Raw genomic sequence first — 26,250 nt, forward strand, 5'->3', positions numbered from 1 at the left:
CTGCCGCCACCGGTCAGCAGTCGGTCAGACGCAGGAAAATCGCTGCCAGCTGTTCGATGCCCGCCTGGTCCTGCGCGGTAAAGCGCGCCAGCGACGGGCTGTCCAGATCAAGGACGCCAATCAGTTGGCCGTCCTTGATCAGCGGCACCACCAGTTCGCTGTTCGAAGCGCTGTCACAGGCGATATGCCCAGGGAACGCGTGAACGTCCTCCACCCGCTGGGTTTGCCGCGATGCCGCCGCCGCGCCGCACACCCCACGACCGAACGGAATGCGCACGCAGGCAATCTGGCCCTGGAACGGGCCAAGCACCAGCTCTTCGTCACGGTTGAGGTAGAAGCCGGCCCAGTTAAGGTCATCCAGCTGGTTGAACAGAAACGCAGAGAACTGCGCGCTGTTGGCGATGAAGTCGCGTTCATCGGCCAGCAGCGACTCCAGCTGCGCACACAGCATTGCATAGCCATCCAGGCCCGTGCCGGCCTGTTGCAAATCGATCATGGTTGACGCTCCAACAACTTGAGACCCACCCAGTAACGGGCGAATTGATACGCGCACCGGCCATTGCGGTTGCCGCGCCCGGTGGCCCAACGTACGGCCAAAATATCCAGCGCTTCATCGCGCTGCCATTGCAAACCGGCCTTGCTGGCCAGTTCGCCAATCCAGTGCTCGACCACGTTCAGGAAATGTTCCTGAGAGAACGGGTAGAACGACAACCACAGGCCAAACCGGTCGGACAAGGCGATTTTATCTTCGACGGCCTCGCTGGGGTGCAGCTCGCCGTCCACGCGTTTCCAGTTGTCATTGTCGCTCTGGTTTTCCGGCACCAAGTGACGGCGGTTGGACGTGGCATACAACAGCACGTTTTCTGGCGCCTGCTCCAGCGAGCCGTCCAGCACACTCTTGAGCACGCGGTAGTCGCCCTCGCCGGCCTCGAACGACAAGTCGTCGCAGAACAGGATGAACCGCTGCGGCAGCTTGAGCAGTTGCTCGACCACGCGCGGCAAGTCGGCCAAGTGATCGCGCTCGATTTCAATCAACCGCAAGCCGGCCTTGGCGTGCTGGGCGAGCAAGGCGCGCACCATGGACGATTTGCCCGTGCCGCGCGAACCCCACAGCAGCGCGTGGTTGGCGGGCAAGCCATCGAGAAACTGTTGGGTGTTGCGGGCCAGTTGTTCGCGTTGCTTGTCCACACCGATCAGGTCGCTGAGGCGCATGTCCAGGCTGACTTCCAGGGGCAGCAAAAAGCCACTGCGGCCTTCGCGCTGCCAGCGGGCGGCGAGGCACTGGTCCCAGTCGATGGCTTGGCGGGGCGCCGGCAACAACGGTTCCAGGCGTGCAAGTACCGCGTCGGCACGCTCAAGAAAGGCATTCAATCGATTATCCACGACTATTCCTCTGGCAAGTTCTTGCAAAAGATGGCGTATTGGCAACCCTGCGGCAGACCGCGACAGGGCTGCACCTGTAAAAAAATCAATGATTATGCCGAGCAAGCCAAAGCCGGTGGATGTTCAGCTATGCTTGCCGGGCGAAGGGAAACGTGAAGTGGTTCAACACCCGATGGATATCAAGTTCGCCCACCGCTTGTCTTATAAACAAGCTCGATTGACTGTGCTGGTCGGTTTCGTCTTGGGAACCTTGCTCAGTCTGATCCAAATCGGCATTGATTATGCCAGCGAAGACGCATCCATCAACCGTGAAATCCGCTCGCTGATCGAAATCAGCCATAACCCCGCCTCCCGTATCGCCTACAACATCGACGCCGAACTCGCCCAGGAACTGACGCTGGGCCTGCTGCACTCCCCGGCGATCACCCGTGCGCAATTGGTCGACAACAATGGTGTGGTCCTGGCCGACGTTGATCGCCCGCGCAAGGAAAGCACGTACCGGCCCATCAGCGATTTTCTGTTTGGCGCCAACCGCCAGTTTGAGGATCGGTTGTTCCTCAGCCACATGCCTAATGATTCTTTGGGCGTGTTGCGCCTGGACGTCGACACTTACGCCTTCGGCAGCCGTTTCCTGCACCGCGCCGAGATCACACTGCTTAACGGCTTTGCCCGCAGCCTGCTGCTGACCGGCATCCTGCTGGGCCTGTTTTACGTGATGCTGACCCAGCCGCTGGTGCGCATTATTCGCGCGCTGAGCACCAGCAAGCAGGCGCACCTGGATTGCCCGCCAGGGCACGAAAACGACGAAATCGGCGTGCTGGTCAGTGTCGCCAACCAGCAATTCGAAAACATGGAGACCGAAATCCAGCAGCGCCGCCACGCCGAGGACCGACTCACCGAGTACCTGGGCCAACTGGAAGATATCGTCTCCGCACGCACGCTGGAGCTCAAGGCCAGCAACCAACGCCTGAGCCAGTCCAATGATGAGTTGGAGGCTGCGAAGATGACGGCGCTGGGCATGGCCCAGGCACGGGCGGCGTTCCTGGCCAACATGAGCCACGAGATTCGCACGCCGCTCAATGGCCTGTTGGGCATGATCGCCCTCTCGCTGGACAGCCCGTTGAATGCCGAGCAGCGCCAGCAACTGTCGATTGCCCATGACTCCGGCAAAGTGCTGGTGGAATTGCTCAACGATATCCTCGACCTGTCCAAGTTCGATGCCGGCCAGCTGGAGCTGGAGCGTATCCCGTTCGATCTTAGCTCGCTGGTGGAAGACACCGCCAACCTGCTGTCGCAGAACGCAGCACCGAGCGTTGAACTGACGTGCTTGATCGACCCACTGTTTCCCGCCCAAGTGATTGGCGACCCGACACGCGTGCGGCAAATCGTCAGCAACTTGCTCTCCAACGCCTTGAAGTTCACGCGCTTTGGCCGAGTCGACGTGCGCCTGAGCGCCAGTGAGGGCCGGGTGAACATTGAAGTGTGTGATACCGGAATCGGCATCGCTCAGGATGCGCAGGTAAAAATATTCCAGCCGTTCACCCAGGCCGGCGCAGGCATCACCCGCCAGTTTGGTGGCACGGGGCTGGGGCTGGCGTTGACGCACAATCTGTGTGAAGCGATGAAGGGCCGGCTGAGCATCAGCTCGGAAGTCGGGTTTGGCAGCCAGTTCTGCGCCGACCTGCCACTGCCCACGCATTTGCCCGCGACGCGTTACGCGCCACTGGCAGGCGAAGTCATTGCCATCACCAACGCCGGCAGCGGCCTGACGGAATTGCTCACCACCCTGTTGCCTCACTGGGGGCTGGCGCCGCGCGTTTATTCTCAAGACGACGACCTGAGCGGGCAAAATCCCGACCTGTTGATCACCGATTGCCCGGAGTGCCTGTTCCGCCTGCGCCCAGCCATCAAGGCGCCCATTCTGCTGGTCACCGCCTACGGCAACTTTATGCCCAGTGAGGAAGTGGCAGCCCTGGCGCCGCTGCAGCAACAGGCGCGCCCTTTGAGCCGCAACGCGCTGTATCAGATCCTGCAACGCAATTTGCGCAGCGACGCACCACTGATCCTCGACCCGATCCAGATGGAAGCCGCGCCGTTTACGCACCGGGCGCGCATCCTGCTGGTGGAGGACAACCCGGTCAATCAACTGGTGGCCAAGGGCATGCTCAGCAAGCTCGGCTGCGAAGTGGTGGTGGCCGCGCACGGTGGCGAAGCGCTCAAGTTCCTTGAAGAGCAGCGCTTTGACATGGTGCTGATGGACTGCAACATGCCGGTAATGGATGGGTACGAAGCCAGCCGGCAGATTCGCCGCAGCGGGCGCTGGCCCGACTTGCCCATTGTCGCCTTGACGGCCAACGCACTCTCGGAAGAGCGCGAGCGTTGCCGGGCCGCGGGCATGGATGACTACCTGGCCAAACCGTTCCGCCGCGAAGAACTCAAGGCTCTGCTGGACCTGTGGGTGCCGCAGACGACAACCCTTTGATCTGCGCCAGCAACTGGTCCAGGCCTTCGCGCAAGGCATCGGCCTGGTTCAGGTCGATGCCGCTGTCACACAGCAAGCGGGTTTTCAGGCGGTGAGTCTGGTGGCGTAACTGCACACCGGCCTGAGTCAGCCCCAGGTGCACTTCCCGCTCATCCCGTGCGCTGCGTTGGCGGCTCACCAGGTCGAGCTGCTCAAGACGCTTGAGCAGCGGCGTCAATGTGCCCGAATCGAGCATCAGCCGCTCGCCCAAGGCCTTGACGGTCGGCTGCGGCGCCGTTGCCTCGTGCCACTCCCACAGCACCAGCATGACCACGTACTGCGGGTAGGTCAGGCCCAGCTGGTCAAGCATTGGCTTATAAGCACGCGTCACCGCCCGTGAGGCAGCGTAGAGCTTGAAACACAGCTGGTCGTCCAGTGCCAGGGACACGGCGGATACATCGATCATTTGAGCAGGGCTTCAATCTCTTGGGTCAGGTCCTGAGGCTTGGTGGTCGGGGCAAAACGCTTGACCACCTGACCGTCACGACCGATCAGGAACTTGGTGAAGTTCCACTTGATGCCCTTGGAACCCAGCAAGCCCGGCGCTTGTTTTTTAAGCTGCACGAACAGCGGATGGGCCTCGCTGCCGTTGACGTCGATCTTCTTGAACAACGGGAAACTGACACCGAAATTCAACTCGCAAAACTCGGAAATCGCGCCTTCGTTGCCGGGCTCCTGCTTGCCGAATTGATTGCAGGGGAACCCCAGCACCACCAGGCCCTGGTCCTTGTATTGCTGCCAGAGTTGTTCGAGCCCCTTGTACTGCGGGGTGAAGCCACATTTGCTGGCGGTGTTGACCACCAAAATGGCCTTGCCGGCGAAGTCGGCCAAGGTCTTTTGCTCACCTTTGATGGTGGTGCACGGGATGCTCAGCAGGTTGTTGCTCATGGCAGTGCCTCAAACAGGGGAAAGACCTGGAACGATAGTAGGCAATTCAATTGTGTGCAATTTAATTGACCGCATTGATGAGGCTCTATTTGCTCACATCAATTCCTTCATTCACGTCCGATACAAAAGTGGGAGCGGGCTTGCTCGCGAATGCGGTGTGTCAGCCAGCTCATTGGTAACTGACCCACCGCATTCGCGAGCAAGCCCGCTCCCACACTTGGAAGGTGCTGCCTGCCCTAGCGCGGGACGAGGTCCAGGCACACCGAGTTGATGCAGTAGCGCAAACCAGTCGGCGGCGGACCATCCGGGAACACATGCCCCAGGTGCGCATCGCACTTGGCGCAGGTGACTTCGGTGCGGATCATGCCGTGGCTGACATCGCGGATCTCGATCATCGCGCTGTCGGCGATCGGCGCGTAGAAGCTCGGCCAGCCGCAGCCGGAGTCGAACTTGGTGCTGGAATCGAACAGCGGCTCATTGCAACAGATGCAGTGATACACACCGTCGGTTTTGGTTTCGTTGTACTTGCCGCTGAACGGGCGCTCGGTGCCCTTGAGACGACACACCTGATACTGCGCGGGGTCGAGCATGTCCCGCCACTCATCCAGGGTTTTCTGCAACTTATCCATCAATCCACCTCGGCAACTGAAAAAGCCTGATCTGTATCTTTTCCACGGAACAGGCGGCACGTATGATTGCGCCTCTTAAAAACGCCAGTCTGGCACCCGCGCTACCGGCATTCAAACGTATTTATGGGTGCAGGCCTCGCAGGATTCGCAGTACGGTAGTGTCCACGCCGTCTGGATCGTTCATTTTCAGGATCACATCGCCATGCAGGTCAGCAAATCGAACAAGCTCGCCAACGTCTGCTACGACATTCGCGGCCCAGTGCTCAAGCACGCCAAACGCCTGGAAGAGGAAGGCCATCGCATCCTCAAGCTGAACATTGGCAACCCGGCGCCATTTGGTTTCGAAGCGCCGGACGAAATCCTCCAGGACGTGATCCGCAACCTGCCGACCGCCCAGGGCTACAGCGACTCCAAGGGCCTGTTCAGCGCGCGTAAAGCCGTGATGCAGTACTACCAGCAGAAGCAGGTGGAAGGTGTCGGCATCGAAGACATCTACCTGGGCAACGGCGTGTCCGAGCTGATCGTGATGTCCATGCAGGCTTTGCTCAACAACGGCGACGAAGTGCTGGTGCCGGCGCCCGACTACCCGCTGTGGACCGCTGCCGTGACCCTGGCTGGCGGCCACCCGGTGCACTACCTGTGCGATGAAGGCGCCGACTGGTTCCCGGACCTGGCCGACATCAAGGCCAAGATCACGCCGAACACCAAGGCCCTGGTGATCATCAACCCGAACAACCCGACCGGCGCCGTGTACTCCAGGGAGGTGTTGCTGGGCATGCTCGAGCTGGCACGCCAGCACAACCTGGTGGTGTTCTCCGACGAGATCTACGACAAGATCCTTTACGACGACGCCGTGCACATCTGCACCGGCTCCCTGGCGCCGGACCTGCTGTGCCTGACCTTCAATGGCCTGTCCAAATCCTACCGCGTGGCGGGTTTCCGCTCTGGCTGGATCGCCATCTCCGGGCCCAAGCACAACGCCCAGAGCTACATCGAAGGCATCGACATGCTGGCCAATATGCGCCTGTGTGCCAACGTGCCGAGCCAGCATGCAATCCAGACCGCCCTCGGCGGCTACCAGAGCATCAACGACCTGGTACTGCCTCAGGGCCGCCTGCTGGAGCAGCGCAACCGTACGTGGGAGTTGCTCAACGCGATCCCCGGCGTGAGCTGCGTGAAACCCATGGGCGCGCTGTATGCGTTCCCGCGGATCGACCCGAAGGTCTGCCCGATCCTCAACGACGAGAAATTCGTGCTCGACCTGCTGCTGTCGGAAAAGCTGTTGGTGGTGCAGGGAACGGCGTTCAACTGGCCGTGGCCGGATCACTTCCGCGTGGTGACATTGCCGCGAGTGGACGACCTGGACATGGCCATTGGTCGCATCGGCAACTTCCTCAAGTCCTATCGCCAATAACGCACATGCCGCCGTACGACCGACATTCGGTCGTACGGCGAGTATCTGGCAACACTTCTCTACCCGCCGTCCCCTCCTCCCTGCCGCTGCACGCCACGGACCGGTCAGCCTCCTATAATTGCAGGGCGCGAAGGCTTGAATGGGGTGATCGCGGCTGGCTTTTCGGCTCGGAAAATCCTTTCAAGGCTCTACATTCAGGCTGTAGGACACAGTTTGAAATAGTCGCTCGGTTGAATAGCCCCAGGCCGCACCTTATATACCCCGCAGTACGCGACATATTAAGCATGAGGAGAATTCTACAACCATGATGCGCATCCTGCTGTTCTTGGCCACTAACCTGGCGGTCGTGCTGATTGCCAGCATCACCCTGAGCCTGTTCGGCTTCAACGGGTTCATGGCGGCCAACGGGGTTGATCTGAACCTCAATCAGCTGCTGGTCTTCTGTGCAGTCTTTGGTTTTGCCGGCTCGATCTTCTCGCTGTTCATATCCAAGTGGATGGCGAAGATGAGCACTAGCACCCAGGTCATCACCCAGCCACGCACCCGCCATGAGCAATGGTTGCTGCAGACCGTTGAGCAGTTGTCCCGCGAGGCTGGCATCAAGATGCCTGAGGTCGGGATTTTCCCGGCGTATGAGGCCAACGCCTTTGCCACCGGCTGGAACAAGAACGACGCCCTTGTTGCGGTGAGCCAGGGCATGCTCGAACGCTTCTCCTACGACGAAGTGAAAGCGGTACTGGCCCACGAGATCGGCCACGTGGCCAACGGCGACATGGTCACCCTGGCGCTGGTACAAGGCGTGGTGAACACCTTCGTGATGTTCTTTGCACGGATCATCGGCAACTTCGTCGACAAGGTGATCTTCAAGAACGAAGAAGGCCGCGGCATTGCCTACTTCGTGGCGACCCTCTTTGCCGAGGTGGTGCTGGGCTTCCTGGCCAGCGCGATCACCATGTGGTTCTCGCGCAAACGCGAGTTCCGCGCGGACGAAGCCGGTGCCCGCCTGGCCGGTACCGGGGCGATGATTGCGGCACTGCAACACTTGCGCTCCGAACAAGGCCTGCCTGTGCACATGCCGGACAGCCTGACCGCGTTTGGTATCAACGGTGGCATCAAGCAAGGTTTTGCACGCATGTTCATGAGCCACCCGCCGCTGGAAGAGCGGATCGACGCACTGCGTCGCCGGGGCTGATAGCTGCGCGGTAACACAAAAAAGGGGCGATCTGATCGCCCCTTTTTTGTGAGTGCTTGAATCGCCATCGCGGGCAAGCCCGACTCCCACAAGGATCTGCTCAGGTTCACATACACGGTGAGCGAAGCGGTCAATGTGGGAGCCGGGCTTACCCGCGATGGCGATAGCAGGGTCAGTACCTTGTCAGTTGGTACACGCGCTCTTCCAGCCGCGTGACACCTTCCTGCACAAACCTCCAACTCTCGCCCAGGACGTCCTGCTCTTCCACCACCTGCACAGACCAGCGCGCCCCCAGCAACAGCCTCACCTCTTCATCAGCGACGGCAAACGGCGGCCCGGCCTTTTGTGTCTGATCGTAGTCGAGGGTGATCAGCAAACCCTGACAGCCCGGGCGCAACAAGGCATTCAGATGCTCGGCGTACTGCGCCCGCATCAACGGCGGCAACGCGATCAATGCCGCGCGATCGTAAAGCGCGGAGCAATCGGCCAGCGCTTCGGCGTCCAAGGCAAAGAAATCGCCGCACCACACCTCGATCAGATCCGCCTGGTACACCTTGAACACGCCACGCTGGCTGATCTTGGGCATCAGCCCTTGCTCACTGAAGAACGCCTCCACCGCCTGCTCGGACAACTCCACACCCAGCACGCGATACCCCAAGCTTGCCAGCCACATCAGATCCAGGCTTTTGCCGCACAGCGGCACCAACACCTTTGCCCCTTCAGCCAAGGCCAGTTTTGGCCAGTGCCGTAGCAGGTAGGGGTTGACCTCGGGCAGATGAAAACCGATCTGGTTGCGTGCCCAACGCTCTTGCCAAAACTTAGGCTCCATGGAATCACCCTGAAAATTCGATCAAAAGGCGCTAAAACTTATATTAGATTTAGATCAATGATCTGATTGAAGATGGGCCCATGTTAACGCTCAGGACCCTACTTATGTTCCCCAGCCTGTTTATCTCCCACGGTTCGCCCATGCTCGCCCTGCAACCCGGTGCCAGCGGCCCGGCACTCAAGCGCCTGGCGGCCGAGTTGCCACGGCCCAAGGCCATTGTGGTGGTCTCAGCGCACTGGGAAAGCCAGGGCCTGCTTGTTACCGGCAGCGCCGCACCCGAGACCTGGCACGATTTCGGCGGCTTCCCACGGGATTTGTTCGCCGTGCAGTACCCCGCCCCCGGTGACCCGCAGTTGGCAGCCCAGATAGTCGAACTGCTCAAGGCTGATGGCCTTGAGGCGCGCGTCGATGACCAGCGCCCGTTCGACCATGGCACCTGGGTGCCCCTGTCACTGATGTACCCGGCCGCCGATATTCCAGTGGTGCAGGTGTCGCTGCCAAGCCGTATGGGCCCTGCCCTGCAAACCCGCGTCGGGCATGCCCTGGCCAGTTTGCGTGAGCACGGCGTGCTGTTGATCGGTTCGGGCAGCATCACCCACAACCTGGGCGAACTGGACTGGCATGCCGGGCCGGAAAGCATCGAGCCCTGGGCACGGGAATTTCGTGATTGGATGGTCAGCAAACTGGCGGCCAACGACGAAGCCGCCCTGCACGACTATCGCCGCCAGGCACCACATGCCGTGCGCAGCCATCCCAGCGACGAGCATTTGCTGCCGCTGTATTTCGCCCGGGGCGCCGGCGGCGAGTTCAGCACGACGCATCAAGGTTTCACCATGGGTGCGCTCGGGATGGACATCTACCGCTTCGGCTAACGCAGATCTAAATGTGGGATCGAGTGCTGATCCAAACCTGAAATCCAGGCAAAAAAAATCCCCGAACCAGTCGGGGATTTTTTATGTGCGATCAATCAGCCCAAAGGCGGATCAATCTTCGCGGTAGCGACGCAGCTTCAGCTGCTTACCGGCAACGCGAGTGTCTTTGAGCTTGGCCAGCAGTTTTTCCAGACCGTCTTCCGGCAGCTCCACCAGGGAGAAGCTGTCACGAACCTGGATACGACCGATCGCTTCACGTGCCAGGCCACCCTCGTTGAGGATAGCGCCCAGCAGGTTCTTGGCCGCGATGCCATCACGCGCGCCCAGCGCGGTACGGCAACGAGCACGGCCTTCAGCCAATGGAACCGGAGCACGACGCTCACGATCACCACGGTCTGGACGGTCGCCAGTACGCTCTGGACGATCACCGCGCGGAGCGTTGTTCGGCACCAGTGGACGTTCTTTCTCGATCGCAGCCAGGGTCAGCGCTTGACCGTTGGTAGCCTTGCGCAGCAGGGCTGCAGCCAGGGCACGCGGGGTGCAACCGATATCGGCCGTCAGGCGGTCCAGCAGTTCGCCGTGGGTCGATTCAGCGTCAGCCACCAGCGGCGACAGGCTGTTGGTCAGTTTCTTGATGCGAGCATCGAGAACGGCCTGAGCATCCGGCAGGCGGACTTCGGCAACTTTCTGACCGGTTACACGCTCGATCACTTGCAGCATGCGGCGCTCACGCGGAGTCACCAGCAGCAGTGCACGACCTTCGCGACCGGCACGGCCGGTACGGCCGATACGGTGAACGTAAGACTCTGGGTCGTACGGCATGTCAACGTTGAACACGTGGGTGATACGTGGAACGTCGAGACCACGGGCAGCAACGTCGGTCGCCACAACGATGTCCAGACGGCCATCCTTGAGGGAGTCGATCACGCGCTCACGTTGGTTCTGGGCAATGTCACCGTTCAGCGCAGCGGCTTTGTAGCCTTTGGCTTCCAGGGCACTGGCCAGGTCCAGGGTCGCTTGCTTGGTGCGCACGAACATGATCAGGGCGTCGAAGTCTTCGACTTCCAGCAGGCTCAATACAGCCGAGGTCTTCTGGTCAGCGTGAACCAACAGGTGAGCCTGTTCGATCGCGGTAACGGTCTGAGTCTTGGTCTGGATCTTCACGTGTTGCGGATCGCGCAGGTGGCGTTCGGCAATGGCACGGATCGACTGTGGCAGGGTGGCCGAGAACAATACGGTCTGACGGGTCGGTGGCAGCGCCTTGAAGATGACTTCCAGGTCATCCATGAAGCCCAGCTTCAACATTTCGTCAGCTTCGTCCAGAACCAGGTGGTTCACGGTCGACAGGACTTTTTCGTCACGACGCAGGTGGTCGCACAGACGGCCCGGAGTGGCGACAACGATCTGTGCGCCGTTACGGATTGCTTTCAGTTGTGGGCCCATAGGCGCGCCGCCGTAAACGGCCACAACGGTTACGCCTGGCATTTGCTTGGCGTAGGTTTCAAAAGCGGTTGCTACTTGCAGCGCCAACTCACGGGTTGGCGCCAGGATCAGGGCTTGCGGCTCGCGCTTGGCAGGATCGATGCAGTGCAGGATTGGCAGGGCGAACGCGGCGGTTTTACCGGTACCGGTTTGCGCTTGGCCAATCATGTCTTGGCCGGCCATGATGATCGGGATCGATTGCTGCTGAATAGCCGAAGGTTCTTCGTAGCCGGTCGCGATGACGGCTGCAAGAATGTTCGGGTTAAGATTAAAAGCGGCGAAGCCGCCGGTTTCCTGGGTCATGGGTCTGCCTCTAAGTGCATCCGCAAAGACCCATGCTCCAAAGCTGCGCATGCCGTGTTGAGACTCAAGAGTCGCCCTGGCTGCTTTGTCGGCGGGGATTTGCGAAAACGAATGAATGAAAAAGATTCGTCAAGGAAGAGTCCGCTGTGCGGACGTGCAGCCGAAGCTGACTTCGGGGAATTGCGCTACCTAAACGCGGCCCGGTTAAAGGCCGGCGCGCACTATACCGGAAATAGCTGAAAAAGGGAGCTTTTTTTATCGCAAAGCGCCGATAAACCGCGCTGCATCAAAGCCTTTGCGGATAGCCGCGTCAGGGTCTATTTTTCAAAGGCCCGGCCCTGTTGGTCATAACGCTTAAACGGTTCACCTGCCCATCAAGACCTTTGGTCTGAAACCCACCCAAGCCCTGAGGGCACACCCGATGAATCAAGCCAGCAGCAGTCGCGTCAGCCGTGAGTTGCAGGGCCATGTCCTGCTGTTGGGTCTGGACCGAGTGGCCAAGCGCAATGCCTTTGACCTGGATCTGCTCAATGAGCTGAGCCTGGCCTATGGCGAATTTGATCGAAACGACGAGGCCCGGGTGGCCGTGGTGTTTGCCCACGGCGACCACTTCACCGCCGGGCTGGACCTGGCCAATGTCAGCGGCGTGATGTCCGGAGGCTGGCAACCGCCACTGGGCGGCTGCGATCCATGGGGTGTGTTCGCCGGGCCGAGGGTCAATAAACCGGTGATCGTCGCGGCCCAGGGCTACTGCCTGACCATCGGCATCGAGTTGATGCTGGCAGCCGATATCAATATTTGCGCGAGCAATACGCGCTTTGCGCAAATGGAAGTAAAGCGTGGGATCTTTCCTTTTGGCGGCGCGACCTTACGTTTTCATCAGGTGGCCGGCTGGGGCAACGCCATGCGCTGGTTGCTCACCGGCGATGAATTTGATGCGCACGAGGCGCTCAGGCTGGGCTTGGTGCAGGAAGTGATGGCCAGCGAAGATTTGCTGCCGCGCGCCATTGAGCTAGCCAGCCGTATTGCCCGCCAGGCGCCGCTGGGTGTGCAAGCGACGCTGATGTCGGCGCGACAGGCACGGATGGAAGGCGAAACCGTTGCCGCCGCCGGGTTGCAGGTGGTGGTGGAGAAGCTGCTCAACAGTGAAGATGCCAAAGAGGGTGTGCGGGCGATGGTTGAGAAGCGGCCGGGGGTGTTCAAGGGGATTTGAGTGAACAGTGTCGGCCTCATCGCGGGCAAGCCCGCTCCCACAGGGGAATGCATTTCAACAGGTGAACATACTTCAACTGTGGGAGCCGGGCTTGCCCGCGATGGCGCCAGTACCGGCAACTAAGTCGCCGGCCGAATCGCCTTGATCAACGCCTGCAACGAGTACCCCAACCGCGGCGCCAAAGCTTCGGCACGCGCCGTCAGCGCACCCAGGTCCAGTGCCTGATCCAACTCCGAAGGCACCAGCAAAATCACATTGCCCTCCTTCACCGGCAGCTCCCAGTAATGCCGGTGATACAACCCACGCAACAACGCCGCACCCAGTGGCTTGCCATCATCGGTTGCCCACTGGTTGATCACCAGCCAGCCGCCAGGGTTGAGTTTTTTCTGGCAGTTTTCCAGGAAGGTCCAGGCCAGGTGCCCCACGCCCGGGCCGACGTCGGTATACAGGTCGACGAAAATCAGGTCGGCCGATTCGGCGGTGTCGAGCAACTGCAGCGCGTCGCCAATACGGATGTACAGGCGCGGATCGTCATCCAGCCCCAGGTACTCAATGGCCAGGCGCGGCACGTCCGGGCGCAGCTCAATGGCTTCGACGTCTTCCAGCGGCAGAAACTTGAGGCACGCCTGGGTCAGCGTGCCGGCGCCCAGCCCGAGGAACAGCGCACTCTCCGGTTGCTCGTGGCACAACGCGCCAATCAGCATCGCGCGGGTGTAGTCGTACTCCAGCCAACTCGGGTCGGCGGTGAATACGCAGCTTTGCTCGATGGCGTCGCCAAACTCGAGAAAGCGGTAATCGGCCACTTCAAGCACGCGGATCATGCCGAAATCATCATGGACTTCGGCCAGCAGGCGCTCGACACGCTCCTCGGTCATCACTACTCCTAAAGGGTTTACCGCACGGCAAAGGCGCGATTGTCGGCCAACCGGCAGCAACAGGTCACGCACTAATTGCTGATAACATTGGCGCCCCACCGTCAATCAACCAATCGAGTTCACGATGAGCCAACCCTGGAGCCCCGACAGCTGGCGCGCCCTGCCGATCCAGCAACAACCCCAGTACCCGGACGCTGCACACTTGCTGCAAGTGGAGCAGAACCTGGCCAGCTACCCGCCACTGGTGTTTGCCGGGGAAGCCCGCGAGTTGCGCCGTCAGTTCGCCGAAGTGACCCAGGGCCGCGCGTTCCTGCTGCAGGGCGGTGACTGCGCCGAAAGCTTTGCCGAGTTCTCCGCGGCAAAAATCCGCGACACCTTCAAGGTGCTGCTGCAGATGGCAATCGTGATGACCTTCGCCGCCGGCTGCCCGGTGGTCAAAGTCGGGCGCATGGCCGGCCAGTTCGCCAAGCCGCGCTCGGCCAACGATGAAACCATCGACGGCGTCACCCTGCCCGCCTACCGTGGCGACATCGTCAACGGCATCGGTTTCGACGAGAAAAGCCGCGTTCCGGACCCGGATCGCCTGCTGCAGTCTTACCACCAGTCCACCGCCACGCTTAACCTACTGCGCGCGTTTGCCCAAGGCGGATTTGCCGACCTGCATCAAGTGCACAAGTGGAACCTGGACTTCATTGCCAACTCCGCACTGGCCGAAAAATACAGCCAGCTGGCCGACCGTATCGACGAAACCCTGGCCTTCATGCGCGCCTGCGGCATGGACAGCTCGCCGCAACTGCGCGAAACCAGCTTCTTCACCGCCCACGAAGCGCTGCTGCTCAACTACGAGCAAGCTTTTGTGCGCCGCGACAGCCTGACCAACGATTACTACGACTGCTCGGCGCACATGCTCTGGATCGGCGACCGCACCCGTCAGCTGGACGGTGCCCACGTCGAATTCCTGCGCGGGGTGAACAACCCGATCGGCGTCAAGGTCGGCCCGAGCATGAACCCCGACGATTTGATCCGCTTGATCGACATTCTCAACCCGGACAACGACCCCGGCCGCCTCAACCTGATCGCACGCATGGGCGCCGGCAAGGTGGGCGACCACCTGCCCAACCTGATCCGCGCCGTGCAGCGCGAGGGCAAGCAGGTGCTGTGGAGCTCCGACCCGATGCATGGCAACACCATCAAGGCCAGCAGCGGCTACAAGACCCGCGACTTTGCGCAGATTCTTGGCGAGGTGAAAGAGTTCTTCCAGGTGCATCAAGCCGAAGGTTCGTATGCCGGCGGGATTCACATCGAAATGACCGGGCAGAACGTCACCGAATGCATCGGCGGCGCGCGACCGATCACCGAAGATGGCCTGTCGGACCGCTATCACACCCACTGCGACCCACGGATGAATGCCGATCAGTCGCTGGAATTGGCGTTTTTGATTGCCGAGACCTTGAAGCAAGTCAAACGCTGAAATTTGGGTGAGTGGGGTTGTTGTGGCGAGCGGGCTTGCCCCGCGTTGGGTGGCGCAGCCGCCCCACTACAACCACTGCGGTGTGTCTGGAAGAATGAGGTGGATGGTTTTGGGGGGCTTCGCCACCCAACGCGGGGCAAGCCCGCTCGCCACAAAAAACAGCTGCAGCTCAGGTTTGCAGCATCGCCACCCTTAAGCGGGCAGCACTTGGCCGCTGGCAGTTGAGCTGGACCTGTTCCAGCCCCAGCCAATCAGCCATCTGCCGCAGGTTCAAGGCCAACGCCTGCATCCCCTCCTCGTCCAGCCCCGGCTCTTCTTCGTGCACCGCATGCACGGCCAGCCGCCCATGGGCGCGTTCGGCGCGCAGGTCGACACGCGCGGCGATCCGCTCATTGTGCAAAAACGGCAGCACGTAATAGCCGTACACCCGCTTGTCTTGGGGGGTGTAGATCTCCAGCCGGTAGCGAAAATCAAACAATCGCTCGGTGCGGCTGCGTTCCCAGATCAGTGAGTCGAACGGCGACAACAAGGCACTGGCCGGTACTTTGCGCGGTACCTTCGGTTCTGGCAGGCAGTACGCCGGTTGCTTCCAGCCCTGCACCTGACACACCCGCAGTTGCCCATCCTCGACCAACTCGGCCAAGCGGCCACGGCTGTCGGCAGGGTCCAGGCGGAAATAATCGCGCAGATCCTTTTCGGTACCGACGCCCAAGGCAGTCGCGCTGTGCAGCAACAAACCGCGCTGGGCCTCGGCCTCGCTCACCGTGGCCAGAAGGAGGTTGGCGGGGATGACGCGCTCGGGCAAATCATAGAGCCGCTCAAACCCGCGACGCCCCGCCACCGTGACCAACCCTGCGGCAAACAACCATTCCAGTGCGTGCTTTTCATCACTCCAATCCCACCACGGGCCGGCGCGCTCCTCGCGGGTCGACAAGCTGCCAGCACCCACCGCGCCCTGTTGCTCGACGGTCTGCAGCACGCGCTGGATGGTGGCCTGCTGCTCGCGCCCGAACCGCGCCATTTGCGCATAAATCCCCTGCCCCTGCTTGGCCCGCTCCATGCGCCAGCGCATCAACGGGTACAGCGCCATGGGCAGCAACGAGGCCTCATGGCCCCAATACTCAAAGAGCGAGCGCCGCCGCCCCTGGCTCCAGGCAGCTTGTTCGAGGATCAGCGGGGAGTACTGGCCAAGGCGGGAAAACAGCGGCAAGTAATGCGAGCGCACCACGGCGTTGACCGAATCGATCTGCAGCACACCCAAGCGCTCGATCAAACGATTGAGGTGCGTGGCCTTGATCAGTGCCGGCGCCTGGCGCCCGGAAAAACCCTGGGCCGCCAGCGCCATGCGTCGAGCGTGCTTGAGTGAAAAAGACAGGTCGGCGGGCATGAGTCTCTCCGTGTGGGCTCGCCGACAACCCTACTGCATTCCAGGTTACTTTCGCAGCGGGTCTTGCCAGAAATGCAGGTGACTGTCCTGCTCCACATCGCCCCGATTAAGCCCGATGTCCTTGAGCGCATCGTCGCTCAAACTCGCCAGCGCCTGGCGCTCATGGTGCAGCGACTGCCACCGGGCAACCCGCTGAAAAAATCCGGAAAACGGACGTTTCGTCATCAACACAAAACCTTTCTGACCTTTCATCTTCTCGCCCTCCAATGGGGATGACGAGAGTGTGTGCCTGGCACTATGATCAATCCAACGAATGTTTCTTATGTAATACATCTCGGAGATTGATCAATTGTCCGGCTACCCAAGCATCGACACTGAAGTGCTGCGCACCTTCGTCGCCATCGCCGATCAGGGCGGCTTTACTCGCGCCGGTGAACTGGTCAACCGCACACAGTCGGCGGTGAGCATGCAAATGAAGCGCCTCGAAGAAGACGTGCTGCAGCGCAAGCTGTTCGAGCGCGACGGTCGTCAAGTGCGGCTGACGGCCGAAGGCCAGGTATTGCTGGGTTATGCACGGCGCATCCTGAAACTGCACAGTGAGGTGTTCAACACCCTGCGCGAACCTCACATGGTCGGGCTGGTGCGCATCGGCACGCCGGATGATTACGTGATGCGTTTCCTGCCGGGGATTCTCAAACGGTTTTCCAAGGCCTACCCGCTGATCCAGATCGAAATGCACTGCGAGTCGTCGGCGGTGTTGATGCAGCGGCGCGACCTGGCGCTGACCGTGATCAGCCGCGAGCCCGGCAATGAAATCGGCGAATTGCTGCGCAGTGAGCGCATGGTCTGGGTGGCGGCGCCGTGCTTCTGCGTGGATGAGCACGAGACCCTGCCCCTGGCCATTTCCGGCGTCGACAGCTTTTGCACCCAATGGACCCGCACCGCGCTGGATGCTGCCGGCATCGATTATCGCCTGGCGTACCACAGTTCCAACGTCGCGGCGATTCAGGCCGTGGTCGGCTCGGGGCTGGCGGTGATGGTCAGCATGGAAGGCCTGGTGACCGACGACTTACGAATCCTGGGCAGCGATGAAGGCTTTCCGCCTCTGCCGTCGATGAGCCTGCGCCTGCTACGCAACCCGGCGATGGCCTCGCCCATCACCGAATGCCTGGCCGAATACATCCTCGAAGGCTTCAGACTTTAAACGTCAGCATCACCGCGCACACCGCCAGAAAGCCGCAGAACAGGCCGCGCAATACCCGTTCCGGCAGCGCGTGGGCAACTTTTACCCCCCAACTGATACTGAGCAGGCCACCGACCGCCAATGGCACGCCGATCATCCAATCCACCTCCTGGTGCCAGGCGTAGGTGACCAGGGTCACGCTGGTACTGGGCAGCGCCAACGCCAGCGACAGGCCTTGAGCGACCACTTGGGTGGTACCGAAAAGACTGGTCAGCACCGGCGTCGCCACCACTGCGCCACCCACGCCAAACAAGCCGCCCATGGAACCCGAGGCGGCGCCGAGCACGCCGAGCCAAGGCCAGGAATAACGCATCTGCGCGGTCGGCGGCGCATTGCGAGTGAACATGCGCAGCAAGTTGTAAGCAGAGAGCGTCAGCAGGAATGCAATAAAACCGATGCGCATCGCGCCGGCGTCCAGGCCCACCGCCCAGATCGAGCCCAGCCAGGCAAAGCAGAAACCCATGACGCCCAACGGCAACGCGTGGCGCAATTCGATACGGTTACGCTGGTGATAACGCCAAAGCGCCAGCATCACATTGGGCACCACCATCACCAGCGCAGTACCTTGGGCAAGCTGTTGATCCAGCCCAAACAACACGCCCAGCACCGGGATGGCAATCAGCCCGCCGCCAATGCCGAACAGGCCGCCGACCGTGCCCAGGGCTGCGCCCAATACCAGGTAAATCGCTAAATCCAACACCGCGCATCACTCCAAAAGCCCAGGCGAAGCATGCTACGCAGTCGCCTGTGGCGTGGAAACGCACAGCAACGCACAATGGCTGTGCCGAACTCGCATAAGCGCCTCCTCATGAATCCCAATACCTTGACCGACCAACTGAGCCTGTTTCTTGATGTGCTGGAAACCGGCAGTTTTTCCGCCGCTGCCCGGCGCCATCCGCTGACCCCTTCAGCGGTGGCTCGGCGCATTGACAGCCTGGAAAGCTCGGTCGGCAGCCGCTTGTTTCAGCGCAGCACCCATGCCGTGGTACCAACACCGGCAGGCCTGGCGTTTGCCGAACGGGCGCGACGGATTGTCAGCGAGTTGCAACTGGCCCGGGCCGAGGCGGTATCGTTGAGCCACGCGCCGGAGGGCCTGATCCGCGTGGACGCGCCGGCAGCCTTCGGCCGACGGCACTTGGCGCCGGTGATTGCCGACTTTCTGAACGTGTATCCGGGGCTGGATGTGCACCTGCATTTGATCGACAGCTTTGTCGACATGCAGGGCGCACACTTGGGCAAGGTCGACCTGGTGCTGCGCGCCGGGCACATCGTCGACACCCGCTTGATTGCCACGCCATTGGCCAGCATCGTGCGCATCGCCTGCGCCAGCCCCGCTTACCTCAAAAACCGTGGCACGCCGACCCATCCTCGGGACCTGAGCGAGCATGATGGCCTCGACTGGGACGGCCTGGCGCCGATGTTCGCCTGGCGCTTCGAGCTGGACGGGCGCCGCGCCACCTATCGCCCGCAACGCATTCGCCTGAGTGCCAATAATGCCGAAGCACTGCTGTGCGGCGCGCTCGCCGGGCTGGGCATCGCGCATTTGCCGACGTGGCTGGCCAGTGAATACCTGGTGCGTGGTGAGTTATTACCGCTGTTTTGCGAAAACGGTCTGCCCAGCCCGGAAACCACCGGCATTTACGCGCTGCGTCTGGAACAGCAGGCCAATGCACGCAGCCGCCTGCTGCTGGAATACCTCAAGTCCCGCTTCAGCCCGGTACCGCCCTGGGATCTGGCATTACAAAGCGGCATGGTCTGACCCAATAGCCAGAATTATCTGGCGCATTAAAGGTTTGATCGCTAGATTCCAGCCCATATACGCTTTTTCGAGGCACTGTCATGCGCAAAAATCCCGACCCTTGCGAATCCCTCATGCTGGATAACCAGCTGTGTTTCGCCCTGCACTCCACTTCGTTGCTGATGACCAAGGTCTACAAGCCGCTACTGCAAGCCCTCGGCCTGACCTATCCGCAGTACCTGGCGATGATGGTGCTGTGGGAAGAGGATGGTCTGACCGTTGGCGAAATCAGCACTCGCCTGCTGACCGATCCGGGTTCGCTGACGCCGCTGCTCAAGCGGTTGGAGGCCGAAGGCCTGCTCAGCCGGACCCGCAGCCGCGAAGATGAACGTGTGGTGGTGGTGGAATTGACCCAGGCAGGCCGTGCGTTGCAGGAAAAAGCCATGGGCATCCCGCAGTGCATCCTCGGCGCCAGCGGGTTACAGCTGGAGCAGTTGCGCAAGTTGCAAAGTGATTTGATTGCCTTGCGGGGAAATCTGCAAGACGCCATTTAAAGGCATTCACGCAGTAAAAAGGTGGGAGCTGGCTTGCCTGCGATCGCGGTACATCAGTCATGAATACATTGGCTGACACTGCGCAATCGCAGGCAAGCCAGCTCCCACATTTGTTTGGGTGTGTGCCAGAAAATAACGTCCGGAAAAGATTTTTGTAAATTTACCTTGCGCACTAAACATTAGCGCTATACATTCGCCCTCACCAACTACTTAGCGCGCAAACATTTAGCGCTAAAAACCAAGAGGACGACACCATGCAAACGCTCTATACCGCAGTAGCCACCGCCACCGGCGGCCGTGATGGTCGTGCTGTTTCCAGCGACAACATCCTCGACGTCAAACTCTCCACCCCCAAAGAGCTGGGCGGCGCCGGCGGCCAAGCCACCAACCCTGAGCAGCTGTTCGCGGCCGGCTACTCGGCCTGCTTCATCGGCGCGCTGAAGTTCGTCGCCAGCCAGACCAAACGCAAAATCCCGGATGACGCTTCGATCACTGCCCACGTCGGCATCGGTCAAATCCCCGGCGGTTTCGGCCTGGACATCGACTTGCACGTGAGCCTGCCGGGCCTGGCGCAGGATGATGCGCAAAGCCTGGTCGACGCGGCTCACCAAGTCTGCCCGTACTCCAACGCCACCCGTGGCAACGTCGATGTGCGCCTGCACGTGACTGTCTGATGCCCTTTGCCGCCACTGGAGAAGACCATGAACACAATGGGTAAAGCCCTCGGCACCCTGCTCGCGCTGTCGATCAACACCGCGTTCGCCGCAAGCGCATTACCCGGTGGCGATCAACCAGGCCTAAGGCGCGACCCAAGGTGCCGGAAGTCCGTTCAGCCTTGCAGCAGGCCTCGCAAGCGCTCAAGCAACACCTGAACTAAACAGGCACCCATGAAAAAGCCCGACTCAAGGTCGGGCTTTTTTTCGTATCGGCGGGGCCAGAATTACTTCTTGGCGCGACCTTTGTACGAACCACCTTCACGGGTGTCGATCTCGATCAGGTCGTCGATTTCGATGAAATCAGCCACTTGCAGCTCGGTACCGTTAGCCAGTTTGGCAGGCTTCATGACCTTGCCCGAAGTGTCGCCGCGAGCGGAACCTTCGGTGTAGGCAACTTTACGCACGATAGTGGTAGGCAGCTCTACGGAAACCAGGCGGTCTTCGAAGAAGATCGCTTCGCAGACGTCTTCCATGCCTTCTTCAACGAACGGCAGAACAGCTTCGATATCTTCAGCGTTCAGCTCGTACATGGTGTAGTCGGTGGTGTCCATGAACGTGTAGGTGTCGCCGCTGATGAAGGACAGGGTCGCTTCTTTGCGGTCGAGGATCACGTCGTCCAGTTTGTCGTCGGCGCTGTAAACGATCTCGGTCTTGTAACCGGTCAGCAGGTTCTTCAGCTTGGTCTTCATGATTGCGCTGTTACGACCAGACTTGGTGAACTCAGCTTTCTGAACCAGCCAAGGGTCGTTTTCGAGACGGATCACTGTACCGGGTTTCAGTTCTTTACCAGTTTTCATTGCGTATATCCGAAATTTGGATGGGATTTACAAAAATCAAGGTCGCGTATCATATCCAACTTTCATAAAACTGTACCAGCGCCGTCGCAAGATCAGCCTGCAAGCCTTGTTCCAGACACCACGCCTGGGCGTTCTGACACACCTCTGGCCAGTGCTCCAGCAGCATTTTCCACGGTTGTGCCATATCGCCATCAGCGTTCCAGGCTTGCCAAAGGGCAACCACCGCTGCCTTGGCGGCGGGCGATAAGGCGCCGGTGTACAGCTGCAGGAAGGCATCGAGCTTGTCCAGATGGATGTCTTCGTCCTGGCGATAGATGTGCCACAGCATCGGCCGCCCGGCCCATTGGGCCCGTACGAACGAGTCTTCGCCGCGCACGGCGTTGAAGTCGCAGCACCACAGCAGGCGGTCATATTGCTCCTGGCGTACGAACGGCAACACCTGCACCGTCAGGGCATCGCGCTGATGCACCGCCCCCACCGCAAGCCCTTCCACGCCGAGCCAGCGCTGCACATCGCCAAGGATGCGGCCTTCCGGCACCAACAGATGAGTGGCACGCCCGTCCGTCGCCAGCACGTCCAGCCAACGGGCGAGCCCGGCGTTTTCGTAGGCGAACAGCGACATCAAACGCGCGCCATCTGCCGGAAATACGCCCAGCGCTTGCAGGAATTGTCGCTGTGCGGCGCGATCCTCTTGAAAAGCCTGACGCTGCTCCAGCAAGCCGCCTTCGCGTAAAAGCCCGCCAGTGCCCGGCCGAAAGCCAGGAAAGAAGAAATACTTCTGTACGCCCTTGAACTTCACCGACGGCAGGCGATGGCAACCCACCACCCAGTCTTCGGCGCTGAGGTAGTCCAGGTTCATCCACAATGGCGTGCGGTCGCGAGCGGCCATGGCTTCCATGTACTCAGGTGGCAACTGGCAGGCAAAGGCTGCGATCACTACATCGGCGCAAGGCGTGTCGCGCCATTGTGCCGGCCAATGGCACACCTCTACGCCCTCCTGCCATTGCTGGTTCAGTTGCACATCAATCTCTGGGCACATGCGTTCAAAAGCACGCAAGTCATCGACCCACAAGCGCACGTCGCAGGCGTGCTCCACCACCAATTGCCGGGCCAGGCGCCAGGTCACGCCGATGTCGCCGTAGTTGTCGACGACGCTGCAAAAAATATCCCAGCGGGCTTTCATTCCGGGCTCCAACACTCAAAGGCTCGATTGTCCGCATAAATGCGCCGATGCAGAAGGCTTGATCGCGATTATTCTGCACAGTGGCTGTGCGACAATCGCCGCCACGCCGCAAATGCCCACCAGGAGGCCACTATGTCTGATCGTTCGTTGTCGCTGTTCAAGCTCAGTATCGCAGTGGCGTTCGGCCTGTGGCTGGGGTTTATCGCCATTGTGCTGACCACGTGGTTGGCGTCGCGCTACGTGTTCCCGCAAAGCCTGGCGCCGGTGGCGCAGGCCGTCCAGCAACTGGGCAAGCCCGCCAGCGTTGTTGCGCCAGAGCCGCCGAACCGTATGTTCGAGCAGTACCAGGAAAACCTTCGCAAGCAGGAACAACAGCAAACCCTGGACCAGGCGCGCAACAACGCGCGCAACCTGTCCAATCCCAAATGCCAGTTCTGGCTGCAACAGGACCAGAACGCGCCCAATGAAAAGAGCAAGGCGAATGTCCTGCAATTCTGCGATTGATGCCCATGAATAAGCACGCCGTCCTCCAGTTGATCCTGGAAAAACTCACCGTCGACCTCGACATTGCCCAGCGCGCCGCGCAGACCGCCTACGAGACCGCGACCCACGAAGAGAATATCGCCGAGAACAAATACGACACGCTGGGGCTGGAGGCGTCTTACCTCGCGGCCGGGCAAGCCAAGCGCGTCGAAGAAATCAAGCAATCGCTGGCGCTGTGCCAGAACCTGCAGTTGCGTGCTTACGACGATCAGCGCGGCATAGAAGTCGGCGCGCTACTGGGTTTGGAAGACGAGAACGGTCGCCAGCAGTGGCTGTTCCTGGCGCCGGATGCGGCGGGCTTGAAAGTCGACGTAGTGGGGCAACCGGTGACCGTCATCACCCCGCGCTCGCCGCTGGGCAAAAGCCTGCTGGGCAAGTTCGAGGGTGATGAGGTGGAGATTCTGGTGGCGGGCGCCCGGCAACACTTTACGGTTACCGAGGCCCGATAAGCCACTCAGTGGACGGGCAGTTCTACGCCGTCAAACAGCTCTTCCAGTTCTTGCTTGTTGTGGCACTGGATCGCCTTGGCCATGACTTCGCGGGTCAGGTGCGGCGCGAATTTCTCGATGAAGTCGCACATGAAGCCACGCAGGAACGTGCCACGACGGAAACCGATCTTGGTCACGCTGGACTCGAACAGCTCGCTGGCGTCGAGCACCACCAGGTCTTTGTCGAGGTTGGTATCGACCGCCATCTTGGCCACGATACCCACGCCCAGGCCCAGTCGGACGTAAGTCTTGATCACGTCGGCGTCGGCTGCGGTAAACACCACTTTCGGCGTAAGGCCGCGATGGCTGAAGGCTTCGTCGAGCTTGGAGCGGCCGGTGAAACCGAACACGTAAGTCACGATCGGGTATTCGGCCAGGGCTTCGAGGGTCAACTTCGGCAGCTTGGCCAACGGGTGACCCTGGGGCACGACCACGCAACGGTTCCAGCGGTAGCACGGCATCATCACCAGGTCGCCGAACAGCTCGAGGGCTTCGGTGGCGATGGCGAAATCGACAGTGCCGTCAGCGGCCATCTCGGCGATCTGCATCGGCGATCCCTGGTGCATGTGCAGGGCGACGTCCGGGTATTGCTTGATGAAATCGCGGATCACCGGCGGCAAGGCATAACGCGCCTGGGTGTGCGTGGTGGCGATCGACAGGGTGCCTTTTTTCTCGTTGGAGAATTCCTGGGCAATCTGCTTGATGCTTTCGACTTTGCGCAGGATCTCGCCGGCGGTGGTGATGATGCGCTCGCCGGCCGGGGTGACGCGGGTCAAGTGCTTGCCGCTGCGCGCGAACACTTCGACGCCCAGCTCGTCTTCGAGCAGGCGGATCTGCTTGCTGATACCGGGTTGCGAGGTGTAAAGGCTTTGAGCGGTAGCGGAAACGTTGAGGTCGTGGTGCGCCACTTCCCAGATGTAGCGCAGTTGTTGAAGCTTCATATGTGTCCCTCAAAGCAGATAGACGCCACGGGTATCAGCGACGGTATATAACTATATTAAAGGTTAGACGGATAAATCTAGAACTTTTTATCGTTTTTACCGATCAGGCATCGTCACTGCGCCGGCGCTGCAGCGAGGGCACCATATAAACCGGCACTGTCGCCAACTGCAGCACCCTGGCGGCCGTGCGCCCCAGCGGCGTGGCAGCGGCCGTTGCGTGGCTGTGACTTCCTACGATCAACAAGTCGACGGAAAGTTTTCGCAGCTGGTCGAGAATCACCTCGCACGGGTCGCCCTGGATCACGCGCACCGAGCGAATCAATTTCAGGTCCTGCTCCCCTTCCCCCAGCTCCTCGCGAAAACTGTCCAGCACCCGCCGCTCGATGGTTGCCATCACCGTGGTCAGCCCCTGGCTCTGCCATTCGTTCAGGGCTTTCTCATCAAGGTAGCTTTGCAACACCGATTCGGCGAACAGCCCGAGCGGCTCGACCACATGAATCACATACAAATCCGCCTTGAACGTTCGGGCCAGTGCCAGCGCATGCTGCATGACATAGGGCGCATACAGACCGAGGTCCGTGGCGTACAGCATCGAACGAATCATAGAACCTCCTGGACGGCCAGGATGGCGGGGATTGAATGAGCTTAGCAGCGCCTGCGGGACTGGGGCTCAGCTCTCGGTGTGGATTTTCAACTCATTGCTGATGCCATGGGGCACATGCCCGGTGGCCACCACTTCCCTGGCCTTCTCGCAATGACCGGCCTGGTCATCGAAAAACACATCGGCGGCGAACGCCTCCAGAAACGCGGATTTCTCCAGACCACCGAGGAACAACGACTCGTCCAGACGGATATCCCATTCGCGCAGGGTACGAATCACCCGCTCGTGGGACGGCGCCGAACGCGCGGTGACCAACGCTGTGCGAATCGGGCACGCCTCGTCTGCGAACTCGCTCTGCAACACGTTAAGCGCCGCCAGAAACCCCTTGAACGGACCACCGTGCAACGGCTGGCGCGCCGACTCGCGCTCGTTGGCCAGAAACGCCTCCAGCCCGCCTGATTGATAGACACGCTCGGACTCATCGGAAAACAGCACCGCATCACCGTCGAACGCAATCCGCAATTCCTCACTCGAGGCCCGATGCGGGCCGCCCGACAGAATCGTCGCCGCGGCAAACCCGGCATCCAGTGCACTGCGCACATCTTCGGCATGGGTCGACAGAAACAGGTGGCAGCCAAATGCGGCCAGGTAAGGATAGGGACTGCGCCCGCCGACGAACGCGGCACGGGAGATATCCAGGCCGTAATGCTGGATCGAATTGAACACGCGCAAGCCGGTGTCGGCACTGTTGCGCGACACCAGCACCACTTCGACGCGGGCCCGGCCCAGGCTGGCGTTAAGGCTCAAGAGCTTCTTGACCAAAGGGAAGGCGTCGCCGGGCTCGAGGGTTTCTTCCTCGTGCTCGATCTGGTACTTGCGGTAAGCCTCTACCCCTTCGGCCAAGTAGACCTTGTGACTGTCGCTCAGGTCGAACAGTGCACGCGACGAAATCGCCAGCACCAGTTTGTCGCCCAATCCCTTCGCCAT

General features: G+C 60.7%; 28 protein-coding genes. 12 read left to right on the forward strand and 16 right to left on the reverse strand.

The window, feature by feature from the left end; genetic code table 11:
• Window positions 1-13 precede the first annotated feature (13 nt).
• Entirely contained in the window at window positions 14-496 is a 483-nt protein-coding gene (locus ACP7B3_RS13605) for a GAF domain-containing protein (protein ID WP_145165098.1), read from the reverse strand.
• Entirely contained in the window at window positions 493-1,383 is an 891-nt protein-coding gene (locus ACP7B3_RS13610) for an ATP-binding protein (RefSeq protein WP_145165100.1), read from the reverse strand. The genes ACP7B3_RS13605 and ACP7B3_RS13610 overlap by 4 nt, the downstream gene beginning before the upstream one ends.
• Before the next feature lie 172 nt (window positions 1,384-1,555).
• Here ACP7B3_RS13610 and ACP7B3_RS13615 point away from each other — a divergent pair, with 172 nt between their 5' ends.
• Window positions 1,556-3,865: a response regulator gene (locus tag ACP7B3_RS13615; protein ID WP_426179155.1), complete on the forward strand. Its 2,310-nt coding sequence runs from the start codon at window positions 1,556-1,558 to the stop codon at window positions 3,863-3,865.
• Here ACP7B3_RS13615 and ACP7B3_RS13620 read toward each other — a convergent pair.
• The 3 genes from ACP7B3_RS13620 to msrB form a co-directional block, all read right to left on the reverse strand.
• Window positions 3,819-4,310, reverse strand: a complete 492-nt coding sequence (locus tag ACP7B3_RS13620) for a MarR family winged helix-turn-helix transcriptional regulator (RefSeq protein ID WP_426179157.1) — start codon at window positions 4,308-4,310, stop codon at window positions 3,819-3,821. The two genes, ACP7B3_RS13615 and ACP7B3_RS13620, sit on opposite strands and share 47 nt — an antisense overlap.
• Complete coding sequence (locus ACP7B3_RS13625) at window positions 4,307-4,792, reverse strand: glutathione peroxidase (RefSeq protein WP_176998239.1); 486 nt, start codon at window positions 4,790-4,792, stop codon at window positions 4,307-4,309. The genes ACP7B3_RS13620 and ACP7B3_RS13625 overlap by 4 nt, the downstream gene beginning before the upstream one ends.
• 236 nt (window positions 4,793-5,028) lie before the next feature.
• Complete coding sequence (gene msrB, locus ACP7B3_RS13630) at window positions 5,029-5,421, reverse strand: peptide-methionine (R)-S-oxide reductase MsrB (RefSeq protein ID WP_214246443.1); 393 nt, start codon at window positions 5,419-5,421, stop codon at window positions 5,029-5,031.
• Window positions 5,422-5,623: 202 nt separating this feature from the next.
• Between msrB and ACP7B3_RS13635 the strand changes: the two genes are divergently transcribed.
• Window positions 5,624-6,835, forward strand: a complete 1,212-nt coding sequence (locus tag ACP7B3_RS13635) for a pyridoxal phosphate-dependent aminotransferase (RefSeq protein WP_027607001.1) — start codon at window positions 5,624-5,626, stop codon at window positions 6,833-6,835.
• A gap of 304 nt (window positions 6,836-7,139) precedes the next feature.
• Window positions 7,140-8,027: a protease HtpX gene (gene htpX / locus ACP7B3_RS13640; protein ID WP_145165111.1), complete on the forward strand. Its 888-nt coding sequence runs from the start codon at window positions 7,140-7,142 to the stop codon at window positions 8,025-8,027.
• Window positions 8,028-8,199: 172 nt separating this feature from the next.
• Here htpX and ACP7B3_RS13645 read toward each other — a convergent pair whose 3' ends face one another.
• Window positions 8,200-8,856 (reverse strand): thiopurine S-methyltransferase, encoded by a 657-nt coding sequence (locus ACP7B3_RS13645; RefSeq protein ID WP_426179161.1) that lies wholly within the window; start codon window positions 8,854-8,856, stop codon window positions 8,200-8,202.
• Window positions 8,857-8,960: 104 nt separating this feature from the next.
• Here ACP7B3_RS13645 and ACP7B3_RS13650 point away from each other — a divergent pair, with 104 nt between their 5' ends.
• Complete coding sequence (locus ACP7B3_RS13650; RefSeq protein WP_426179163.1) at window positions 8,961-9,728, forward strand: DODA-type extradiol aromatic ring-opening family dioxygenase; 768 nt, start codon at window positions 8,961-8,963, stop codon at window positions 9,726-9,728.
• A 111-nt stretch (window positions 9,729-9,839) separates the two neighbouring features.
• Here ACP7B3_RS13650 and ACP7B3_RS13655 read toward each other — a convergent pair whose 3' ends face one another.
• Entirely contained in the window at window positions 9,840-11,513 is a 1,674-nt protein-coding gene (locus ACP7B3_RS13655; RefSeq protein WP_053255160.1) for a DEAD/DEAH box helicase, read from the reverse strand.
• Between the two features lie 421 nt (window positions 11,514-11,934).
• Between ACP7B3_RS13655 and ACP7B3_RS13660 the strand changes: the two genes are divergently transcribed.
• Window positions 11,935-12,726 (forward strand): crotonase/enoyl-CoA hydratase family protein, encoded by a 792-nt coding sequence (locus ACP7B3_RS13660; RefSeq protein WP_145165117.1) that lies wholly within the window; start codon window positions 11,935-11,937, stop codon window positions 12,724-12,726.
• Window positions 12,727-12,845: 119 nt separating this feature from the next.
• Here the strand turns inward: ACP7B3_RS13660 and ACP7B3_RS13665 are convergent, their stop codons facing one another.
• Window positions 12,846-13,601, reverse strand: a complete 756-nt coding sequence (locus ACP7B3_RS13665) for a spermidine synthase (protein WP_369300532.1) — start codon at window positions 13,599-13,601, stop codon at window positions 12,846-12,848.
• 124 nt (window positions 13,602-13,725) lie between these two features.
• On the opposite strand from ACP7B3_RS13665, the gene ACP7B3_RS13670 reads away from it, so the two are divergent.
• Window positions 13,726-15,072: a class II 3-deoxy-7-phosphoheptulonate synthase gene (locus ACP7B3_RS13670; RefSeq protein WP_078047560.1), complete on the forward strand. Its 1,347-nt coding sequence runs from the start codon at window positions 13,726-13,728 to the stop codon at window positions 15,070-15,072.
• A 169-nt stretch (window positions 15,073-15,241) separates the two neighbouring features.
• On the opposite strand, the gene ACP7B3_RS13675 is transcribed toward ACP7B3_RS13670, so the two are convergent.
• Together ACP7B3_RS13675 and ACP7B3_RS13680 are read right to left on the reverse strand one after the other, a co-directional pair.
• The gene (locus ACP7B3_RS13675) at window positions 15,242-16,459 is read right to left on the reverse strand and encodes a winged helix-turn-helix domain-containing protein (protein ID WP_426179166.1); all 1,218 of its coding nucleotides are present in this window, start codon (window positions 16,457-16,459) and stop codon (window positions 15,242-15,244) included.
• Window positions 16,460-16,504: 45 nt separating this feature from the next.
• Window positions 16,505-16,711, reverse strand: coding sequence for a DUF1127 domain-containing protein (locus ACP7B3_RS13680; RefSeq protein WP_426179168.1), 207 nt, complete (start codon window positions 16,709-16,711; stop codon window positions 16,505-16,507).
• A gap of 97 nt (window positions 16,712-16,808) precedes the next feature.
• Here ACP7B3_RS13680 and ACP7B3_RS13685 point away from each other — a divergent pair, with 97 nt between their 5' ends.
• Window positions 16,809-17,663, forward strand: coding sequence for a LysR family transcriptional regulator (locus ACP7B3_RS13685; RefSeq protein ID WP_145165127.1), 855 nt, complete (start codon window positions 16,809-16,811; stop codon window positions 17,661-17,663).
• On the opposite strand, the gene ACP7B3_RS13690 is transcribed toward ACP7B3_RS13685, so the two are convergent.
• Window positions 17,653-18,402 (reverse strand): sulfite exporter TauE/SafE family protein, encoded by a 750-nt coding sequence (locus ACP7B3_RS13690; protein WP_145165129.1) that lies wholly within the window; start codon window positions 18,400-18,402, stop codon window positions 17,653-17,655. The two genes, ACP7B3_RS13685 and ACP7B3_RS13690, sit on opposite strands and share 11 nt — an antisense overlap.
• Window positions 18,403-18,510: 108 nt before the next feature.
• On the opposite strand from ACP7B3_RS13690, the gene ACP7B3_RS13695 reads away from it, so the two are divergent.
• From ACP7B3_RS13695 to ACP7B3_RS13705, 3 genes are all read left to right on the forward strand, one after another.
• Window positions 18,511-19,461 (forward strand): LysR family transcriptional regulator, encoded by a 951-nt coding sequence (locus ACP7B3_RS13695; RefSeq protein ID WP_426179171.1) that lies wholly within the window; start codon window positions 18,511-18,513, stop codon window positions 19,459-19,461.
• Window positions 19,462-19,541: 80 nt separating this feature from the next.
• Entirely contained in the window at window positions 19,542-19,994 is a 453-nt protein-coding gene (locus ACP7B3_RS13700; RefSeq protein WP_179606946.1) for a MarR family winged helix-turn-helix transcriptional regulator, read from the forward strand.
• A 254-nt stretch (window positions 19,995-20,248) separates the two neighbouring features.
• Complete coding sequence (locus tag ACP7B3_RS13705) at window positions 20,249-20,668, forward strand: organic hydroperoxide resistance protein (RefSeq protein ID WP_034126737.1); 420 nt, start codon at window positions 20,249-20,251, stop codon at window positions 20,666-20,668.
• A gap of 266 nt (window positions 20,669-20,934) precedes the next feature.
• Here the strand turns inward: ACP7B3_RS13705 and ACP7B3_RS13710 are convergent, their stop codons facing one another.
• Both ACP7B3_RS13710 and earP read right to left on the reverse strand, forming a co-directional pair.
• The gene (locus ACP7B3_RS13710; protein WP_003218698.1) at window positions 20,935-21,507 is read right to left on the reverse strand and encodes an elongation factor P; all 573 of its coding nucleotides are present in this window, start codon (window positions 21,505-21,507) and stop codon (window positions 20,935-20,937) included.
• A 49-nt stretch (window positions 21,508-21,556) separates the two neighbouring features.
• Window positions 21,557-22,690 carry an elongation factor P maturation arginine rhamnosyltransferase EarP gene (gene earP, locus ACP7B3_RS13715; RefSeq protein ID WP_426179174.1) on the reverse strand — a complete coding sequence of 378 codons (1,134 nt, stop codon included), beginning with the start codon at window positions 22,688-22,690 and terminating at the stop codon, window positions 21,557-21,559.
• 132 nt (window positions 22,691-22,822) lie between these two features.
• Here earP and ACP7B3_RS13720 point away from each other — a divergent pair, with 132 nt between their 5' ends.
• Both ACP7B3_RS13720 and ACP7B3_RS13725 read left to right on the forward strand, forming a co-directional pair.
• Window positions 22,823-23,194: a hypothetical protein gene (locus ACP7B3_RS13720; RefSeq protein WP_145163230.1), complete on the forward strand. Its 372-nt coding sequence runs from the start codon at window positions 22,823-22,825 to the stop codon at window positions 23,192-23,194.
• Between the two features lie 5 nt (window positions 23,195-23,199).
• Window positions 23,200-23,682, forward strand: a complete 483-nt coding sequence (locus tag ACP7B3_RS13725) for a GreA/GreB family elongation factor (RefSeq protein ID WP_200623094.1) — start codon at window positions 23,200-23,202, stop codon at window positions 23,680-23,682.
• Between the two features lie 5 nt (window positions 23,683-23,687).
• Here the strand turns inward: ACP7B3_RS13725 and cysB are convergent, their stop codons facing one another.
• From cysB to ACP7B3_RS13740, 3 genes are all read right to left on the reverse strand, one after another.
• Complete coding sequence (gene cysB / locus ACP7B3_RS13730) at window positions 23,688-24,662, reverse strand: HTH-type transcriptional regulator CysB (RefSeq protein ID WP_003189876.1); 975 nt, start codon at window positions 24,660-24,662, stop codon at window positions 23,688-23,690.
• 103 nt (window positions 24,663-24,765) lie between these two features.
• Window positions 24,766-25,266 carry a universal stress protein gene (locus ACP7B3_RS13735; protein WP_426179177.1) on the reverse strand — a complete coding sequence of 167 codons (501 nt, stop codon included), beginning with the start codon at window positions 25,264-25,266 and terminating at the stop codon, window positions 24,766-24,768.
• Between the two features lie 66 nt (window positions 25,267-25,332).
• Window positions 25,333-26,250, reverse strand: coding sequence for a 5'-nucleotidase (locus ACP7B3_RS13740; RefSeq protein ID WP_145163225.1), 918 nt, complete (start codon window positions 26,248-26,250; stop codon window positions 25,333-25,335).

The organism is Pseudomonas sp. TWRC1-2 (genome assembly GCF_049896685.1).
Taxonomy (GTDB): domain Bacteria; phylum Pseudomonadota; class Gammaproteobacteria; order Pseudomonadales; family Pseudomonadaceae; genus Aquipseudomonas.

Excerpts from the sequence above, each read along its gene's own strand:
- cysB (WP_003189876.1), bottom strand. The coding sequence starts at position 24,662 with ATGAAGCTTCAACAACTGCGCTACATCTGGGAAGTGGCGCACCACGAC.
- ACP7B3_RS13695 (WP_426179171.1), top strand. The coding sequence starts at position 18,511 with ATGAATCCCAATACCTTGACCGACCAACTGAGCCTGTTTCTTGATGTG.
- earP (WP_426179174.1), bottom strand. The coding sequence starts at position 22,690 with ATGAAAGCCCGCTGGGATATTTTTTGCAGCGTCGTCGACAACTACGGC.
- ACP7B3_RS13680 (WP_426179168.1), bottom strand. The coding sequence starts at position 16,711 with ATGAAAGGTCAGAAAGGTTTTGTGTTGATGACGAAACGTCCGTTTTCC.
- ACP7B3_RS13645 (WP_426179161.1), bottom strand. The coding sequence starts at position 8,856 with ATGGAGCCTAAGTTTTGGCAAGAGCGTTGGGCACGCAACCAGATCGGT.
- ACP7B3_RS13650 (WP_426179163.1), top strand. The coding sequence starts at position 8,961 with ATGTTCCCCAGCCTGTTTATCTCCCACGGTTCGCCCATGCTCGCCCTG.
- ACP7B3_RS13720 (WP_145163230.1), top strand. The coding sequence starts at position 22,823 with ATGTCTGATCGTTCGTTGTCGCTGTTCAAGCTCAGTATCGCAGTGGCG.
- htpX (WP_145165111.1), top strand. The coding sequence starts at position 7,140 with ATGATGCGCATCCTGCTGTTCTTGGCCACTAACCTGGCGGTCGTGCTG.
- ACP7B3_RS13620 (WP_426179157.1), bottom strand. The coding sequence starts at position 4,310 with ATGATCGATGTATCCGCCGTGTCCCTGGCACTGGACGACCAGCTGTGT.
- ACP7B3_RS13660 (WP_145165117.1), top strand. The coding sequence starts at position 11,935 with ATGAATCAAGCCAGCAGCAGTCGCGTCAGCCGTGAGTTGCAGGGCCAT.
- ACP7B3_RS13625 (WP_176998239.1), bottom strand. The coding sequence starts at position 4,792 with ATGAGCAACAACCTGCTGAGCATCCCGTGCACCACCATCAAAGGTGAG.
- ACP7B3_RS13735 (WP_426179177.1), bottom strand. The coding sequence starts at position 25,266 with ATGATTCGTTCGATGCTGTACGCCACGGACCTCGGTCTGTATGCGCCC.
- msrB (WP_214246443.1), bottom strand. The coding sequence starts at position 5,421 with ATGGATAAGTTGCAGAAAACCCTGGATGAGTGGCGGGACATGCTCGAC.
- ACP7B3_RS13740 (WP_145163225.1), bottom strand. The coding sequence starts at position 26,250 with ATGGCGAAGGGATTGGGCGACAAACTGGTGCTGGCGATTTCGTCGCGT.
- ACP7B3_RS13635 (WP_027607001.1), top strand. The coding sequence starts at position 5,624 with ATGCAGGTCAGCAAATCGAACAAGCTCGCCAACGTCTGCTACGACATT.
- ACP7B3_RS13675 (WP_426179166.1), bottom strand. The coding sequence starts at position 16,459 with ATGCCCGCCGACCTGTCTTTTTCACTCAAGCACGCTCGACGCATGGCG.
- ACP7B3_RS13605 (WP_145165098.1), bottom strand. The coding sequence starts at position 496 with ATGATCGATTTGCAACAGGCCGGCACGGGCCTGGATGGCTATGCAATG.
- ACP7B3_RS13655 (WP_053255160.1), bottom strand. The coding sequence starts at position 11,513 with ATGACCCAGGAAACCGGCGGCTTCGCCGCTTTTAATCTTAACCCGAAC.
- ACP7B3_RS13670 (WP_078047560.1), top strand. The coding sequence starts at position 13,726 with ATGAGCCAACCCTGGAGCCCCGACAGCTGGCGCGCCCTGCCGATCCAG.
- ACP7B3_RS13665 (WP_369300532.1), bottom strand. The coding sequence starts at position 13,601 with ATGACCGAGGAGCGTGTCGAGCGCCTGCTGGCCGAAGTCCATGATGAT.
- ACP7B3_RS13725 (WP_200623094.1), top strand. The coding sequence starts at position 23,200 with ATGAATAAGCACGCCGTCCTCCAGTTGATCCTGGAAAAACTCACCGTC.
- ACP7B3_RS13700 (WP_179606946.1), top strand. The coding sequence starts at position 19,542 with ATGCGCAAAAATCCCGACCCTTGCGAATCCCTCATGCTGGATAACCAG.
- ACP7B3_RS13615 (WP_426179155.1), top strand. The coding sequence starts at position 1,556 with ATGGATATCAAGTTCGCCCACCGCTTGTCTTATAAACAAGCTCGATTG.
- ACP7B3_RS13710 (WP_003218698.1), bottom strand. The coding sequence starts at position 21,507 with ATGAAAACTGGTAAAGAACTGAAACCCGGTACAGTGATCCGTCTCGAA.
- ACP7B3_RS13705 (WP_034126737.1), top strand. The coding sequence starts at position 20,249 with ATGCAAACGCTCTATACCGCAGTAGCCACCGCCACCGGCGGCCGTGAT.